Annotated in this window: 18 protein-coding genes; 2 read left to right on the top strand and 16 right to left on the bottom strand. The window is 65.9% G+C overall.

What is annotated here, in order from left to right; translation table 11 throughout:
* Nucleotides 1–204 precede the first annotated feature (204 nt).
* Nucleotides 205–636, top strand: coding sequence for a hypothetical protein (locus tag KF785_01420; protein MBX3145402.1), 432 nt, complete (start codon nt 205–207; stop codon nt 634–636).
* Between the two features lie 3 nt (nt 637–639).
* On the opposite strand, the gene KF785_01415 is transcribed toward KF785_01420, so the two are convergent.
* The 12 genes from KF785_01415 to KF785_01360 form a co-directional block, all read right to left on the bottom strand.
* Nucleotides 640–1,635: a ketoacyl-ACP synthase III gene (locus KF785_01415; protein ID MBX3145401.1), complete on the bottom strand. Its 996-nt coding sequence runs from the start codon at nt 1,633–1,635 to the stop codon at nt 640–642.
* Nucleotides 1,636–1,701: 66 nt separating this feature from the next.
* Complete coding sequence (locus KF785_01410) at nt 1,702–2,916, bottom strand: ABC transporter permease (GenBank protein MBX3145400.1); 1,215 nt, start codon at nt 2,914–2,916, stop codon at nt 1,702–1,704.
* 1 nt (nt 2,917) lies between these two features.
* The gene (locus tag KF785_01405; protein ID MBX3145399.1) at nt 2,918–4,450 is read right to left on the bottom strand and encodes an efflux RND transporter periplasmic adaptor subunit; all 1,533 of its coding nucleotides are present in this window, start codon (nt 4,448–4,450) and stop codon (nt 2,918–2,920) included.
* Entirely contained in the window at nt 4,450–5,094 is a 645-nt protein-coding gene (locus KF785_01400; GenBank protein ID MBX3145398.1) for an ABC transporter ATP-binding protein, read from the bottom strand. The genes KF785_01405 and KF785_01400 overlap by 1 nt, the downstream gene beginning before the upstream one ends.
* A gap of 104 nt (nt 5,095–5,198) precedes the next feature.
* Nucleotides 5,199–6,500: a TolC family protein gene (locus KF785_01395; GenBank protein ID MBX3145397.1), complete on the bottom strand. Its 1,302-nt coding sequence runs from the start codon at nt 6,498–6,500 to the stop codon at nt 5,199–5,201.
* Complete coding sequence (locus KF785_01390) at nt 6,487–6,876, bottom strand: hypothetical protein (GenBank protein ID MBX3145396.1); 390 nt, start codon at nt 6,874–6,876, stop codon at nt 6,487–6,489. Before KF785_01390 ends, KF785_01395 begins: the two co-directional genes overlap by 14 nt.
* Nucleotides 6,876–7,214 carry a hypothetical protein gene (locus KF785_01385; protein ID MBX3145395.1) on the bottom strand — a complete coding sequence of 113 codons (339 nt, stop codon included), beginning with the start codon at nt 7,212–7,214 and terminating at the stop codon, nt 6,876–6,878. The genes KF785_01390 and KF785_01385 overlap by 1 nt, the downstream gene beginning before the upstream one ends.
* Nucleotides 7,211–7,771 carry a sigma-70 family RNA polymerase sigma factor gene (locus KF785_01380; protein ID MBX3145394.1) on the bottom strand — a complete coding sequence of 187 codons (561 nt, stop codon included), beginning with the start codon at nt 7,769–7,771 and terminating at the stop codon, nt 7,211–7,213. Before KF785_01380 ends, KF785_01385 begins: the two co-directional genes overlap by 4 nt.
* A gap of 36 nt (nt 7,772–7,807) precedes the next feature.
* Complete coding sequence (locus tag KF785_01375) at nt 7,808–9,214, bottom strand: hypothetical protein (GenBank protein MBX3145393.1); 1,407 nt, start codon at nt 9,212–9,214, stop codon at nt 7,808–7,810.
* A gap of 5 nt (nt 9,215–9,219) precedes the next feature.
* Nucleotides 9,220–9,807 (bottom strand): HDIG domain-containing protein, encoded by a 588-nt coding sequence (locus tag KF785_01370; GenBank protein ID MBX3145392.1) that lies wholly within the window; start codon nt 9,805–9,807, stop codon nt 9,220–9,222.
* 6 nt (nt 9,808–9,813) lie between these two features.
* Entirely contained in the window at nt 9,814–10,236 is a 423-nt protein-coding gene (locus KF785_01365; protein MBX3145391.1) for a hypothetical protein, read from the bottom strand.
* Nucleotides 10,233–10,679, bottom strand: coding sequence for a peptidylprolyl isomerase (locus KF785_01360; protein MBX3145390.1), 447 nt, complete (start codon nt 10,677–10,679; stop codon nt 10,233–10,235). Before KF785_01360 ends, KF785_01365 begins: the two co-directional genes overlap by 4 nt.
* Before the next feature lie 131 nt (nt 10,680–10,810).
* Here KF785_01360 and KF785_01355 point away from each other — a divergent pair, with 131 nt between their 5' ends.
* Nucleotides 10,811–11,470 carry a hypothetical protein gene (locus KF785_01355; protein ID MBX3145389.1) on the top strand — a complete coding sequence of 220 codons (660 nt, stop codon included), beginning with the start codon at nt 10,811–10,813 and terminating at the stop codon, nt 11,468–11,470.
* Between the two features lie 9 nt (nt 11,471–11,479).
* Here KF785_01355 and nth read toward each other — a convergent pair whose 3' ends face one another.
* The 4 genes from nth to KF785_01335 are packed head-to-tail and all read right to left on the bottom strand — an operon-like array spanning nt 11,480 to nt 15,454.
* Nucleotides 11,480–12,202: an endonuclease III gene (gene nth, locus KF785_01350; protein ID MBX3145388.1), complete on the bottom strand. Its 723-nt coding sequence runs from the start codon at nt 12,200–12,202 to the stop codon at nt 11,480–11,482.
* Nucleotides 12,199–13,926, bottom strand: a complete 1,728-nt coding sequence (locus tag KF785_01345; GenBank protein ID MBX3145387.1) for a hypothetical protein — start codon at nt 13,924–13,926, stop codon at nt 12,199–12,201. The genes nth and KF785_01345 overlap by 4 nt, the downstream gene beginning before the upstream one ends.
* Nucleotides 13,923–14,612 (bottom strand): hypothetical protein, encoded by a 690-nt coding sequence (locus KF785_01340; protein ID MBX3145386.1) that lies wholly within the window; start codon nt 14,610–14,612, stop codon nt 13,923–13,925. The genes KF785_01345 and KF785_01340 overlap by 4 nt, the downstream gene beginning before the upstream one ends.
* Entirely contained in the window at nt 14,609–15,454 is an 846-nt protein-coding gene (locus KF785_01335) for an alpha/beta fold hydrolase (protein ID MBX3145385.1), read from the bottom strand. The genes KF785_01340 and KF785_01335 overlap by 4 nt, the downstream gene beginning before the upstream one ends.
* Nucleotides 15,455–15,521: the final 67 nt, after the last annotated feature.

Genomic DNA, 15,521 nt, shown 5'->3' with positions numbered 1-15,521 from the left:
CCACCTCCGTTCACCTGAGTGTCTGCCCCGGCGTTCCAGTACGCGACGGAACGGCGGCCTGTTTCAGCCCTTCATACTCGGGCACCCCTGCCGATACTACCGCTACCCGCAGGAAAGCCGCGGGCGGAAGGATGGCGGCGTTTGCGCCACCACTTCCAGGAACCGACCGCCCCGGGACAACCCCCGGAGCCAGCCGGAGAAACCATGGCGAAACATCCCACCATCGAGATTCCCAACATCGGTCCTATGGACCACGCCTGGGACGTGCTGGGCGAATGGAATGTCGATTTCGAAATCCCCTCGATGGCCAACCCGATTGCCGGCACGCTGGTTGTCGACACCTGGATGCAGGCCACCATCGAACTCGAGCCCTGGGGCGCTGCGGTTGCCGGCCTGCCCGAGAAGGTATCGCTGGAACGGGCCAGCCGCGTTCATCTGACGGACGCGGGCGGCGGCGCCCTCCAATGGGTCTATGTGTCCGAGGAGGACCGGTGGACCATGCAGGCCACCATGTGGCCCGGCTCGCTGCACCTGTTCGTCCAGGACGTCGACGATCCGAATCAGCAGCTCTACCGCGCCGTGGGCTACCGCACGGGCGACTACTACTCCCGCAAGTATCCGCTGGTGGCGCGCTAGCCGCTACCAGCGCAGCAGGACGCTGCCCCAGACAAAGCCCGACCCGAACGCCGTGAACGCCACCAGCGCGCCCGGCTTCACGCGCTCGGCGCGGACGCACTCGTCCAGCGCAATCGGAATGCTGGCCGAGGTGGTGTTGCCGTACCGGGCAATGTTGCCGTAGACCTGGTCGTCGCGAAGGCCAAGTGAACGCTGGACCGCATCAGTGATGCGAGCATTGGCCTGGTGCGGTATCAGAAGATCGATGCTGGCCGGAGTGAGGCTGACTCGATCGAGGCAGCTGCGCACCGAGGCCGGCATTCGCTCCACCGCGTGACGAAAGACCTCTTTCCCATCCATGTGCAGGAAGTAGCGGCCCTGCGCGTAGCGCCCGGCGTCGATCATCGGAGAATGGATCGCCCCGGGCTCAGGGACCCAGAGCGACTCGGCATGCGCACCATCCGAGCCGAGGTCGACGGCCAGAATGCCGCGCCCCGGGTCGTCGGTGGCCGAAAGCACGGCGGCCCCCGCTCCGTCCGCAAAGATCACCGCGGTATTGCGACCCCGATCGCTGACATCCATCCGGGTCGACTGAATCTCCTGACCCACCACCAGGATCCTCCGGTAGGTGCCCAGCCGGATGAAGTTGTCGGCCACGGACAGGCCGTAGATGAACCCGGCACACTGCATCCGGAGGTCGATGGCCGGAATCGTCCCCGCACCGAGTCGATCCTGCAGCAACACCCCGTTGCCGGGAAGAAACTGGTCCGGAGTCGACGAGGAATAGACGATGGCATCGAGCTCGGACGGTTCGATGCCCGCCATCTCGAGCGCTTGCCGCGATGCCGTGACGGCCAGGGCAACCCCGGTTTCGCCCGGCGTGATCCAATGCCGGCGCTCGATCCCGGTCCGGGTTCGGATCCACTCGTCGGACGTGTCCATCAGGGTCGCGAGTTCGTGGTTGGTGACGACCCGCTCGGGAACGGCTCGGCCGGTGCCGAGTATGGCGCTGGTAGGCATGGCGTGCAGCAAGATAGGAAGACCGGCGCGCGGCGGGGAGCCCACCGCGGCCGGCCAGAACAGCAGCTACTCGTATCGCAGGGCGTCGATGGTATTCAGGTTGGCAGCCCGGCGCGCGGGCCAGAGCCCGAAGAAGAGCCCGACGAAGGCGCTGAACAGGAATGCCACCATCACCGCGGTGGGCGAAACGATGGTCGACCAGCCCAGAAACTTCGACATCGCCATCGCACCGCCGGCCCCTGCCAGGACACCGAACAACCCTCCCATCAGGCAGAGCACGACCGCCTCGACCAGGAACTGACCCATGATATTGAGCTTGGTGGCGCCGAGTGCCCGGCGCACGCCGATTTCACGGGTCCGCTCGGTCACCGACACGAGCATGATGTTCATGATCCCGATACCGCCCACCACGAGCGACACAGCCGCAATGCTGGCCAGCAGCACGCCGAAGACCTGGGTAGTCTGCTGCTGCGTCGCGAGGAACTCCTGCTGGTTGCGAATCTGGAAGTCGTTCGCCGCACCCGGCCGAATCTTGTGCTCCCGCCGCATGATGCGCTCGATGTCGACCATACCCTGATCGAGCGGAACGCCGTCGCGCACCTGAAGACTGATCTGCCGCAGCCTGTCGGTACCCATCAATCGATAGCGGGCGGTGCTGAGCGGAATCAGGATCTGCTCGTCCGGGTTCTGAAACGACATGGCGGCTCCCTTGGCCGCGAGCACGCCGATGACCTCGAAGTTCTGCCCGCCGATAGAGATGGTCTGCCTGATCAGCGCCGCGGGGTTGGCATTCAGCATATTCGGGATGGCATTGCCGACCACGGCGTACCGCTGCCGGGCGGCGTCATCGCCGGTGGTGAACATCTCGCCGTACTCGATCTGAAAGTTCTTGACCGGCAAGAAGTTCGGAGTGGTCCCGACGATGCTCGAGTTGAGGTTCTGATTGCCGTACACGACGGTCATGTTCCGGGAGATCTCCGGCACGACCTCGGCAATCAGCTTGGCATCGGACCGGAGCGCGTTGGCATCGTCGACGGTCAGGTTGACCCGGACATCCGACGCACGTCCTCCGAAGAACGACTGGCCGGGGAACACGGTCAACACGTTGGTACCGAGCGCCTTGATTCGTTCCTCGACCGCCCGCTGTGCACCCGTCCCCAGCGCCACGACGGCAATCACCGCACCGACGCCGATGATGATGCCGAGCATGGTGAGCGCCGCCCGGAGCTTGTTGGCCCGGATGCTCGAAAGCGCAACTTTGAACGTTTCGCCGACGATCACGTTAGCGACCTCCTGTTCGCACTCCGGGGAGTCCACCGCCCCCGGTCATCTGATTGATCCGGGTCCGCTGCTCCTGCTGCTGCTGCACCAGGCTGGCACTCGGCAAGACCAGCACCGAATCATCTGCGCTCAAGCCGCGCACGACTTCGCTGTAGTCCAGGTCGGTCAGGCCGGTGCGCACCATGACGGGGGTTGGCCGCCCGTTCTTCATCACGAAGACGATGTAGTCGCCGCCGAACTGGAAGTCGTTACCGCTGGCGGCCTGACGCCCCCGGCCGCCGCCGGGGCTGCCCCCTCCACCCGCACCGCCACGGAAGCTGCGCTGCAGCTGCTGCATGACCTGCTGCTCCTGGGCCGTCAGGGTTTCGCCGGAGAACCGCTTCCGCATGATGGCCTGCGCCTGCGTAGCCGTGACGCCCTCGGGCAGGGTGATGGTGCGACCGTCCGGTGTCGTCATCGTGTTGGCCGCCGCCTGGGCAGGCGCCGGAGCCGGAGCCGCGGCGGAATCCCGACCGGCTGCAGCCGGCTGGGCAGCTGCTTCAGCCGTCCGACGCGCCTCGGCCAGCATCGTCTGGAGATCCTGATCCGAGATGCCGAGCACCGAGGCAGCCGACCCTACGTCTCGCTGAGTACGGAGCGCGGCATTCGGAATCGCAAGCACGCTGTCACGCCGGCCAATGTGCAGTTCAACATCCGCGTTCATGCCCGGCTTGAGCAGCCCGTTCCGATTGTCGATCCGGACCAGCACCGGAAACATGGTCACGTTCTGGAGCGTTTCTGCCTTTGGCTCGACCTTGAGAATCTCACCCTGAAACGGCTGATTCGGATATGCATCGACCGTAACCGTGGCCCGTAGTCCGGCTCGGATCTTTCCGATGTCGGTCTCATCGACCAGCGTACGGACCTGCACGAGGCCCAGATCGGCCATGGTCAGCAGGACCGTGCCACCGCCCACATCGCGCGTCGGCGAAGAAATGACCTGCCCGCGTTCCACATTCTTCGCGATGATGGTACCGGTAATCGGCGCCAGCACGTCAGTATCTTCCATCGAGATTCGGGCCTCTTCGACGGCCACCTGGGCCCGAATCACCTCCGCGCGCGCGTTGGCCACGGAGAGCACTGCCGTTTCATGCTCCTGCTCCGTGATGGACTGCGACTTGAAGAGTTCGTCCGACCTGCGCTTCTGCGCCTCAGCATTCTGCAGCCGCGCCCGCACCACGTCCAAATCCGCCTCGGCCTGGTTCAGCGTGTTGCGCGGCGAGCGCTGATCGACCCGGACCAGCAGCGTGCCGCGCTGTACCGTCGCACCCGTCTCGGCACGCATTTCCAGAATCTCGCCCGAAGCCTTCGACTTGACCTCGACGACCGTATCCGGCTGAATCGTACCGGTCGCCCGCGCCGAAACGACGACATCGCGTCGCTCGACCGGAACCGACTGAAACAGTACCGCAGGCGCCTGCTGCCGATTGCAGCCCGTGCCAACCACGAGCGCGGTCACTGCCACTACCGCGGCTCGACTGAAACGTCCCATCATCACTTCTCCGTTGCGAAATCGCGCTCGACTCGCCCGTCACGTACATGGATCTGGCGGCGGGCGTGTGCCGCGATATCCGGCTCGTGTGTTACCAGCACGATCGTCTGGCCTTCGTCGTGCAACTGCTCGAACAGCGCCAGGATCTCCTCGCTGGTCTTGGAGTCGAGGTTGCCGGTCGGCTCGTCGGCCAGGATGATGCTGGGGTTGTTGACCAGCGCCCGGGCAATGGCCACCCGCTGCCGCTGACCACCGGACAGTTCGTTCGGCCGATGGTGCATCCGGTCCTGCAGGCCAACCCGCGATAACGCGCCTTCGGCCGCTGCCCGGCGATCTTTGGAACTCGTTCCCGCGTAAACCATCGGGAGTTCGACGTTCTGCAACGCCGACGCACGCGGCAGCAGATTGAAGGTCTGAAAGACGAACCCGATTTCCTTGTTGCGAATCCGAGCCAACTGGTCGTCGCTCAACTCCGAGACTCGATAGCCATTGAGCCAGTACTCGCCTGACGTGGGCGTATCGAGGCAGCCGATCATGTTCATCAGGGTCGACTTACCCGACCCGGACGGCCCCATGATGGCGACAAACTCGTTCCTGCGGATGGTGAGGTCGATGCCACGCAGGGCACGAACCACCTCGCTGCCCATCACGTATTCACGGTGGAGATCCCGCACGACGATGACCGCATCTCTCGGCACGTCGGGCGGCAGCATCGCCATCCGCTCGGCCGTCGTTTCGATCGAGGCTGCACTCATAGCTTCCGTCCGATCAGCGCCTGAATCTGAGCCCGCGCGCGCAGGTAGTCGAACCGCGCATTGACCACATCGACCTCTGCCTGCGTCAACGCCTCCTGAGACGTCAACACGTCGACAATCGTTGCAACGCCCAATCGGTAGCGTTCCTGCTGGACCCGCAGATCTTCCGTTGCCGCTGCAAGGCTGGTCCCGGTGATCGTGGTCCGCGTCCGGGCTGCCTCGAGTTCGGCCAGGCGCGCCGTCAAATTCGCCAGCACCAGGCGACGCGCTTCCGCTGCGGTCGCCTCGGCGTTGTCGGCGGCCGCACGCTGGTTGGCAATGTTCTGCTCCCGGGTAAACCGGTTGAACACCTGCCAGTTGAGCGACAGGGTCGCCTGCCGCTGCTGGTTGAAGCGATAGTCGTTCTGCTGACTGCCATTGAGCGAGGCCGAGCCGCCGAGGTTGACGGTCGGCCAGTACCCCGCCCGAGCGACGTCGACCGTCGCCAGTGCCGCGCGATAGGACGCCTCGGCCGCGGTGACCTGCGGCGAGCGATTGAGCGCCTCGGTTCGCAGCGCCACGGTGTCGAGCGCCTCATGCGTGACGTAGAAGGCGGAATCGTCGACGGCCGAGACCGGCCCCTCGTTGCCCACCAAACGCCCCAGGTTGGCCTCGCCCGACGCCAGCTGAGACTGCGCCGTCAGCAACTGAATCTGCGCGGTACCCAGGTTGACGAGCGACCGCAGAGAATCGGACCGGATGGCGGCACCGGCTCGCAGCCGCGCGATCGAGACCTTGAGTTGCTCGTCGGCACGCCGGACGCTCGCTTCGCGGACCCGCACCAGCTGCAACGCCGCCAGCACATCGAAGAACTGGTTCGTGGTAATCAGTTCCTGCGAAAACCGGGCGTTCTCGAGGTTTTCCGAGGCCGCCTCCCGACTGGCCCGCGCCGAGCGCGATTCCGCGCCGCGACGAAAGCCGTCGAACAGTTCGATGTTCGACTGCACGTTGCCGTTCAAGCTGATGTTGGTCGAGTTGCTCGGCGTCAGCTGCCCGGTACTCGGATCGATCCGCTGCCCTTCGGTGTAGAACTGCCCTGCTGAGCTTGTCAACGTCAGATTGGGCAGATAGGCACCTCGCGCCGCACGCAAACGCGCGTCCGCGGACCGCACCGCGTTCTCGGCCTGCACCACCTGCGGCTGCGCTCGCTGCGCCCGCTCGACCGCTTCGGTCAGCGTCAGCGCCGGCTTGTCCTGCCCTGCGACCCCGGTCGCTGCCATTCCGAGAACCACCACGGCCGCCACACTACTTCGGAGCATGCTTCCCTTTCGCCTTCTGCGCACTGTCCCGCCGCGCCAGATAGGCCTCGTATTTCGTGACTTGCTCGGCCGTGAGCACCGTACGGATGTCGCGCGCGACCGCCTGACGCGGAGCATCGAAGCGCCAACGCACTTCCGCCCACACCGAATCCATCGCCGGCTCGTGCCGACGCAACACCTCTTTGACCGAGGCCTGCTGCGGCTCGGTCAGACTCAATTCCCGAGTCAAACGGCCCAGATAGCCGCCCTCCTGTGTCGGCGGGCGATCATCCTTGGCCACGACCCGGTCGACCACGAGCATGATCCCTCCGCCGACCAGCGAACCGAGCGCAAACGCCAGTACGAGCAATCGCGCGGCCGCCGATCGAGGCGCCATCACGGTTCGCCCCCGAGCACGGCATAGAGAACCGGAGCGTCAACCGGCTGCTCGAACAGCGCCGCGGCCACCGAGGGTGCCGGTTCGACCCGGCCACGATCGCGCCATCCCTGAAAGAGCGCGACGCCGAGAACAAAACCTGCGGCCACCGCTGCTGCCAGGACCCGTGGGCGGCCCCACCCGGCCAGTTCATCCCAGGCCGACCGACGCATCGGCAACCCGTTGAGCGCAACTCCGAGCCGACGGAGGAATCGATCCTGATCCGGACCGGTCAGCGCCTCACGCAACCATCCACCCAGCTCTTCGTCGCGCTCGGCGTCAAAGGGAGAACGATTCATTTGGACGGTGCCTCTACCAGGGCCGCGAGCGACTTCCGGAGCGCCCGCCGCGCGTGAAATACGTAAGAGCGAACCGTGCCTTCCGGCACCTCCAGCACGGCCGCAATTTCCGCATGACTGTATCCTTCACCGTCAAACAACATCACCGCCACCCGCTGCCGTTCCGACAGCTCAGCCATTGCCGCCTTGATCCGATCTCGCAGCAGCGACCGATCGGCTTCGCGATCCGGCCCCGCCCCACGACTCGGCATTGACTCGTCGAGCACATCACTCTCCCGAACCCGCCGGCGCCGCAGCCCGTCGAGCGCGGCGTTCGACACGATCCGAAGGAACCAGGGGCGAAACGCGCGATCCGGATCGAATCGCTCGATGGCGAGCCAGCCTGCCAGCGCGGCGTCCTGGACCACGTCGTCCGCCTCGTCCCAGTTACCCAGGATCCCGTATGCCACCCGTCGCGCCACCGGCCCTTGTGCCAGCACCAGCCGGCCGTAGGCCTCGGCATCGCCCATCCGGGCTGCCGCAGCCAACCGCGACTCGGGCACATCGGTATTACGCATGCCGAAAGATATTTGTTGAGGGCGCAAGAGCGACGGTCAGGGACCGGATCCCGACACCCGGTCCTGGGTCCGGCGCAGGGCCTCCCCGCCAACCACCACTGCCAGCAGGGAAAACAGGACCCCAAACGCCACAGCCATCGCTCGGGGAAAAAAGAAGAAGAGCACACCAAGACCCGTCAGCAGCAGGGCCAGAGGCCCAAACAGCGCCAGCCTGGCGCCGGCCGCTAGCGTCCGCACGGCGAGCAACGACCGTTCCCGACGCTCGCGAAACCCGGGGCGGTGGTGAGCCCCCGGCCCATTCGAAATGGCCAGGGCCGCGGGAAATGCAGCACCGATCCGGGGCACCCGGACAGGGCGAGTCACGACTTCAGCGGCCGACTCGAGATCGCGGCGGAACTGCGCCTCCATTTCCTGGCCGACCCGGGGGTCATCCAGCAGCACGTCGAGCTCGTAGTTCGCGCTCAGACTCGAGTGATTGAGGTTACTGGAGCCGATCCGCACCCACCGCCCGTCCGCGACGACCGTCTTGGCGTGCAGCATCGACCCGCCCCACTCGAAGATGCGAACCCCCGCCCGAAGCAGATCCCGATATCCGATCCGCGTCACATTGCGCACCCAGGGCACGTCGCTCGACCCCGGCACCAGCAGCCGAACATCGACGCCCTCGCGCGCGGCATCGATGAGGTACCGGAACAGCCGGCGCGGCGCAACCAGGTACGCATCCGTGACCCAGACCCGCTCGCTGGCACCTGCCAGCAGCAGTTCGGACACGCGGTAGGCGCGCTCGCGGGCCGGCTCACCGGCCAGGACGCGAACCGCCGTGTTGCCCCGCTCTCGAACATCCGCGGCGATGTGCGCCGCTGGCACCGGAGGCCCGGCCACCTGCCAGGTGCGCGCAAAGGTCTGGTCGATCCCCGCTGCCGCAGGACCCTCGACCAGAATCGACGAATCCCGCCAGGGCAACCGCCCGCGACCAGGGTCGCCGGCCCACTCATCGCCAATACAGAGCCCGCCCAATATGGCACGGTTGCCGTCGGCCACGACGAGCTTGCGATGATTGCGACTGAGCAGCGACTGAAGCTCGCCCGGCCGGGGCCGATGGAACTGGCGCACCTCCACACCCGCATCCGTCATCCGGCGCCAGAACCGACGCCGGGTTTCCCAGGACCCGAACCAGTCGACCATGACACGGACCGGGAGACCTTCGCGCGCTCGCCGGGCGAGTGCGTCCGCGAACCGGTGGCCGATATCGTCGCTGCGAAAGATGTACGACTCGAGATGAACCCAACGCTCGGCGGTCTCGATCAGGTCGAGCATCCCGGCAAACGTGGCTGGTCCGTCAAACAACAACCGAACCTGATTGCCGGGAATCGGGCGCGAGCCGGCAGCGCGATCGATGGCCCGGTCGACAGCGTCGGCCGCCTGCTGCTGCGACCGGGCCATCGAGGTCACGCCCCGCCAAGCCCGAGAATGCGCTCGTGCGGCCGGAGCGCCGTCAGCACGAACTCGATGTGCGCCTCGGGTGACACCTCGAGCTCCGCGATGCCGGTCGCCACGTCCTCGCGGCTGACCCCGCGGGCAAACGCCTTGTCCTTCAGCTTCTTCCTGACACTCGACACCTCGAGGTCGGCCAGCGAGCGCGACGGACGCACCAGGGCGCACGCCACCAGGAAGCCGGACAGCTCATCGACCGCAAAGAGCGAGCGCGCCAGCGGTGTGGTTCGCGCTATACCGGTGTAGGCCGCGTGACCGAGGATGGCCTCCTGCGCATCGAGCGGGAGGCCCCGCGCCGCGAGGATCCGCACCCCTTCGGCCGGATGCTCCTCGGTCGCCGAGCGGGCGTGATTGGGAAACCGTTCATAGTCGAAATCATGCAGCAATCCGACGATACCCCAGTACTCGGGATCCGCATCAAACTGCCCCGCCATGGCGCGCATGGCGATCTCGACCGCATACATGTGTTTTCGAAGCGCGTCGGATGCCGTGTACTCGTGCATCAGATCCAGCGCTTCGGCTCGGGTCAGCATGGCATTCAACTCAGGTTAGTGTACGCCGCCTTCGGGGGCAGGCGGCGGAATCAGCGCGACCGAGAGCGGCACCCGGACAACGTTGTCAGACAGAATGATCTCGAAGCCGTACACACCGGGACGCGGCAGCGGCACGTCGAAGACCAGCACCGCGCCAGCCTCGACCTCCGTTACGCCAGCTGGCGGCTCGCCAAACTGGACCGTGCCGTCGCCCCCCATCAGCTCCTGACCCTGATCGTCGACGAATCGGATCCGGATCCGATGCTCGCCGATTTCAGTTCGCCGGCCACGCACCCGCAGGACCAGATGGGTCCTGGGGTGCACCGCCGGAAAACTGGCGACCCAGACGTGCTGGAAGATGCCCAGCACAGACAGCTTGCCCTGCTGATCGATCAGGGCGTAGTCGGCCAATACGGCGAAGTCGACGTGCACGCTCACGCCACACGAATCGACTGAATCAGATCGTTCTTCCGGATGGCATTCACCACGTCCATGCCGGCAGTCACCTTACCGAACACCGTGTGCTTCCGGTCGAGGTGAGGCTGCGGGGAATGGCAGACGAAAAATTGACTTCCGCCGGTGTCCTTGCCCGCATGGGCCATCGACAGCGACCCCGCCTCGTGGCGGTGGGTATTGAGATGGGTTTCACACTTGATGGTGTAGCCGGGCCCACCGGTGCCGACCTTGGGGTCGTTGGGGTTCTTCGAGTAGGGATCCCCACCCTGGATCACGAAATCGGGAATGACCCGATGAAAGCGGGTGCCGTCGTAGTAGCCCTCATTGGCGAGCTTCTCGAAGTTGGCCACGGTGTTCGGCGTCTCGGTATCGAACAGCTCGGCAGTGATGGTGCCGCGCTCGGTCTCGATGATAGCAGTCTTCACAGAACATCCTCAGGAATGGTGCCGAAAGGTATCACGAGAGCAGTGCCCCGGGGAGCCTGATCGCGGCGATCTTGGCCCGAATGACCACCGGAACTGCAGCGCCTTGCCCGAGTCCGCGATATCTTGATCCTATGAACGACCTCGATCAGGCGCGACGCGAAGCCATCCGCCTCCTCTGCCGAGCCCAGGCCGACGACCGACTCTCCGTCGAGGGGTTTGAAACCCGGCTGGACGGTATCAAACGGGCACCCAACCAGGCCTCCATTGCGGCCATCATCGCCGATCTGACCGACGATTCGCCGACAGGTACACTCGCGCCAGCGACACGGGCGTACGGGCTCCCGACTGTGGCGGATCACACCGCTGTACGTCCCGTCGCTCCGGCCGAATTCAGCCGGATTTCGAGCGTCTTCGGCTCGACCAAGCGCGGCGGGTCCTGGACGGTGCCCCTGCTGATCGAAGCCCGGGTGCTGCTGGGTGAGATGACGCTCGATCTTCGCGACGCGGTCTTTGGCGCCGATGTGGTTGACATCGCGATCGACGTCGACCTGGGCTCGTTTACCCTGATCGTTCCGGCAGGTACGCAGGTTGAGAACGAAGTGCGGGAGACCCTGAGCAGCTCGAGTCATTCGACTCGCAGTGTCGGCGGGGTGCGGCCCAACGGACTGCTGGTTCGCCTGGCGGGTCAGGCAACCCTGGCATCGGTGGAGATCAAGGAGAAGCTCCCGAGCGGGGCCCGGAATCGAAAACCTGGTTTACTGGGACGCCTGCTCAAACAGGAAGACGACTGACCCCCAACCTCAAGCCCGACGTCGCCGCGTCCGCCCCGCAGACCCAGCCCTGGATCCGGGTCGGGCCCGCGCCGACACGTCGCCCGGCACGCTCGCAGACGGACAAAGGGACGACAGCACGCAATCACCGCAGCGCGGGCGCCGCGCAATGCATACCTGGCGGCCGTGGAAGATCAGCCAGTGCGACACCAGGGTCCACCGATTGCGCGGCACCAGCGCCATCAGATCACGTTCGATCTTTTCCGCATTCTGCTCCTTCGTCAGACCAAGCAAGCGGGACAAGCGGGTCACGTGCGTGTCGACCACCACACCCTCGTCGATCCCGAAGGCGTTGCCGAGCACGACGTTGGCGGTCTTACGGCCCACACCGGGAAGTTGCCGGAGGGCCTCCATGTCCGGCGGCACCTCGCCACGATGCTCAGCAACCAATGCCGCCGCCATACCGAGCAGATTCCTGGCTTTGCTCCGGAAGAAGCCGGTCGAGCGAATCAGCTCTTCGAGTTCCGTCGGGTCGGCGACTGCGAGGTCTCGCGCCGTGGGATAGCGGGCAAACAGCGCTGGCGTCACCAGATTGACCCGTACGTCGGTGCACTGCGCCGACAGGATGGTCGCCACCAGCAGTTCGAACGGGGTGCGATGATCCAGGGCGCAGTGGGCGTCAGGATACGCCTTGGCCAGCCGCGCGAGAATCTCGAGAGTTCGCTTCCTGAGCGCCGGACTTGCCGGGCTCATACGGAGCGCCGACGCCGCGCAAAAGCCAGGAACTCCTCCGCCGATCGGGTATTGAGCACGTCGGCCGGACCGAGCCAGGCCTTGCGCGCCATCAGCACACCCAAGTCGACATTGTCGAGCCCGGCCGGCGAATGGGCATCTGCGCCAATCGAGATCACGACGCCAGCCGCACGCGCCTGACGCACCAGTCGCCAGTCGAGATCGAGCCGCTGCGGATCGGCGTTGATCTCGATGGCCACACCCCGCTCCGCGGCCCGCGCAAAGACCCGCTCGAAATCGAGCTGATACGGCTCGCGCGAAAGCAGCAGGCGGCCAGTCAGATGCCCGATGATGGTGACGTAGGGGTTGTCCATCCCGGCCAGAATCCGAGTCGTCATCTCCTCCCGATTCATCTCGAACCGGTTGTGCACCGAGGCAATCACGAAGTCGAATCCCTGCAGCAGCTCGTCGGAATAGCCGATCCGGCCGTCCGCCAGGATGTCCGCTTCGATCCCTTTGAGAACCCGCGCCCCCGCTCCCTCGGCGTTGGTTGTATCGATCTCGGCCCACTGCGCCCGGATCTCGGCCTCGTTCATGCCGCCGACATAGGCGGCGGTGCCACTGTGATCCGTGACGCCGACGTACTGGTAGCCGGCCTCTGCGCAGGTACTGGACAGGCCTCGCACTGAAAAACTGCCGTCCGAGTAGCTGGTATGACAGTGAATCAGACCGCGAAGATCGGCGCGCGTCACCAGCGGTGGCAGCACCGTTTCGGCGAGCGCAACCTCGCCTAGGCCCTCCCGGAGTTCGGGAGGAATCCACTGCAGGCCCAGCGCCTGGTACACGGCCGATTCGTCGGCCGTCGGGACGAACTCGCTGCCTCGCCAGAGCGCGGCACCCCGAAAGCTGTGGCCGGTCCGGGTGGCGCGCTCCACCAGTTGTTCGAGATGCGGCGCACCTCCGGTCGCCTGGATCAGCACCGGCCCGAGGTTGGCACTCGGCGTCACGACGACCTGGCAACGCTCGCCACCCGAGAAGCGGATCGTGGCCCGTCGCTCGTCCTGACCGCCGAATTCGTCGACGCCAGGCAACTTGGCAATCGCGCGAAGCACCTCCTCCGGCGCGGTTTCAGCGACCAGCACGATCACGATCTCTCCGACCAGCTCGAGCCCCCGTCGGACCTCGCCCGCGACGATCGCTGATGTAACGCCCGGGACCCGCTCGAGCGTGGTCCGCAGCAGCTCCGCTTCGGTTGCCGCATGATGAATCAGCCGGACGCTCCGCGACTGTCGAAGACGCGAGACACCCTTGAGGACACTCTCCGCGGTCTTGGCGCCGAACCCCGGCAGCGCAGCAAGGCGACCGTCACGCGCCGCTGCCTCGAGCTCCGGGATCGACTCGAGATGCAGCTTCTCGTGAATGGTGCGCACCTTGGTGACGCCGAGCCCTGAGATCTGCAGCATTTCCACCAGACCCGGCGGAACATCCTCGCGCAACTCGTCGAGCGTGGTCGAACGCCCGGCCTGCACCAGGTCACGTACCACGCTGACGATCGACGGCCCGATGCCGTGGACCTGCTCCAAGGTGCCGTCCTCCAGCCATTGCGCCGGAGAACCCGCCAGCCCGCTCACTGTGCGCGCCCCGGTCCGAAAGGCGCGCACCTTGAAGGGGCTTTCGCCCTTGAGTTCGAGATGTGCGGCGATCTGGTCCAGCACCCGGCCGACCGCCATCCGATCCAACGTCATAACCGACTCACTCGCTGCATACCAGGCGCTGCCCCCGTTGCCGGCAGCAGCGCATGGCATCGATGTACCAGTTCGACGAGTTCCTCGCCACCGGTGATTTCCCACAACCCCGCCGCCGCACCCCCGGCCATGCGTGGGGCAAACAACGGCGTCCCGTCCGGTCGGGCCAATGGCTGGCCCGGCACTCCAGACGCCGCTACAACAGTGAACCCGTCGCGGCCTGGTTGCAAACCGAAAATGGCGACTAGTTCGATCCGGTTTTCCATCGGGATCACGAAGCAACCGTCGAGGGGCTCGCGCGGCACCTCGGTCTCGACCTCACCCCAGATCCGGCGCTCCGGCAACTGCAGATAATACGAGCGGCCGTCAGGAACGGGAGTGGCTCGACGGGCCTCGTCACGGAGCAGCTGGTCGAGTGTTGCGCGGTCGAGGGCCACCACCGCCTGATCATCGAGCCAGTGTTGATAGGCAGCGTGCGTCAGCGCTACCAGCTCGTTGACACCCTCACCGAGCGTATCGTCGGGACCGAGCTCGCGCAGCAGGGCAACAGCGGCGCGGCCAAGGACGAAGGCATCCCGATCGCGCGGGGCGTGCCCAGCAGCCGCCATTTCATCCCTCAGAGCGGGGAATCTCTCCGCAGCGATCGACCCGAACACCAGGTCGAACGGCGACAGACGGTCGGTCATGCCCGACCTTCTGACGGGAGGAACGGGTCGAGCGCCGCCACGAACCGGTCGGGCGCTTCGACATAGGGCACGTGACCGCAGTCGGGAATCCGCACCAGCGGCGCGTGCAGCAGATCGGCGAGCACCTCCGCGGCTTCGATCGGAATCGGATCGTCCTCTCCGTGGACCACCAGCGCCGGGATCGACAGCCCTGCGACCTGGGGACGAAAGTCGAAGGCCCCCAGGCTGTCCCAGACCGCCTGCTGCGTCCTGCCCGTGATCCGAAAGGGCGTCAGGTCGCGGGCCCGGGCAAAGTCATGAAAGTATCCCGCCACCGACAGCTCGAACATCCGCTTCCGATACCCCTCGGCGTCACGTTCACGCAGGCCTCCATCCTGGGCGCGGCGACGCTCCTCCAGGACCGGCGGGGCGGCGTTGCGCTCGGCCAGCCGTTGTTCGAACTCGCTCCGGGCGCCCTGCCACAAGGGGGCTGGAGACACCAGCGCCAGGCGTTCGACGCGGTTTGGATGGGTCACGGCGTACAGGGTCGCGAGCAGGCCGCCCCAGGAGTAGCCCGCCAGCACCAGCCGGTCGAGGCCCCAGATAGTGCGCAGCTCCTCCAGATCCGCCACTTGCTCCTGCCAGCCAACCGGAACGTCCCGCTCGACGGACGACTGCCCCCCACCCCGTTGATCGTAGTAAATCAGGGTCCGACCGGTTGCCAGCGCGTCGAACCCGGGTCGCAAGTAGTCGTGATGCGCGCCCGGACCGCCGTGCAATACAACCGTCGGTGGCCCTGAGCCCACCCGCCGTTCGAAGATCTGAATGCCTCGCACGGATCGGGTCAGGGTTTGCTCGTACACTGATCAACACTCCTGGTGATTCGTCGGCAGCACCGCGGCTGCGGGCCCTCAATGTACACGACAGGCG

Source organism: Gemmatimonadales bacterium, from assembly GCA_019637315.1.
In the GTDB taxonomy this organism is placed as follows: domain Bacteria; phylum Gemmatimonadota; class Gemmatimonadetes; order Gemmatimonadales; family GWC2-71-9; genus SHZU01.
Note: the sequence above shows the minus strand (reverse complement) of the source record. Positions and strands in the feature narration are given on the sequence as shown.

Excerpts from the sequence above, each read along its gene's own strand:
- nth (MBX3145388.1), bottom strand. The coding sequence starts at position 12,202 with ATGAGCCCGGCAAGTCCGGCGCTCAGGAAGCGAACTCTCGAGATTCTC.
- KF785_01355 (MBX3145389.1), top strand. The coding sequence starts at position 10,811 with ATGAACGACCTCGATCAGGCGCGACGCGAAGCCATCCGCCTCCTCTGC.
- KF785_01375 (MBX3145393.1), bottom strand. The coding sequence starts at position 9,214 with ATGGCCCGGTCGCAGCAGCAGGCGGCCGACGCTGTCGACCGGGCCATC.
- KF785_01400 (MBX3145398.1), bottom strand. The coding sequence starts at position 5,094 with ATGGGCAGCGAGGTGGTTCGTGCCCTGCGTGGCATCGACCTCACCATC.
- KF785_01415 (MBX3145401.1), bottom strand. The coding sequence starts at position 1,635 with ATGCCTACCAGCGCCATACTCGGCACCGGCCGAGCCGTTCCCGAGCGG.
- KF785_01395 (MBX3145397.1), bottom strand. The coding sequence starts at position 6,500 with ATGCTCCGAAGTAGTGTGGCGGCCGTGGTGGTTCTCGGAATGGCAGCG.
- KF785_01420 (MBX3145402.1), top strand. The coding sequence starts at position 205 with ATGGCGAAACATCCCACCATCGAGATTCCCAACATCGGTCCTATGGAC.
- KF785_01405 (MBX3145399.1), bottom strand. The coding sequence starts at position 4,450 with ATGATGGGACGTTTCAGTCGAGCCGCGGTAGTGGCAGTGACCGCGCTC.
- KF785_01345 (MBX3145387.1), bottom strand. The coding sequence starts at position 13,926 with ATGACGTTGGATCGGATGGCGGTCGGCCGGGTGCTGGACCAGATCGCC.
- KF785_01340 (MBX3145386.1), bottom strand. The coding sequence starts at position 14,612 with ATGACCGACCGTCTGTCGCCGTTCGACCTGGTGTTCGGGTCGATCGCT.
- KF785_01385 (MBX3145395.1), bottom strand. The coding sequence starts at position 7,214 with ATGAATCGTTCTCCCTTTGACGCCGAGCGCGACGAAGAGCTGGGTGGA.
- KF785_01380 (MBX3145394.1), bottom strand. The coding sequence starts at position 7,771 with ATGCGTAATACCGATGTGCCCGAGTCGCGGTTGGCTGCGGCAGCCCGG.
- KF785_01390 (MBX3145396.1), bottom strand. The coding sequence starts at position 6,876 with ATGGCGCCTCGATCGGCGGCCGCGCGATTGCTCGTACTGGCGTTTGCG.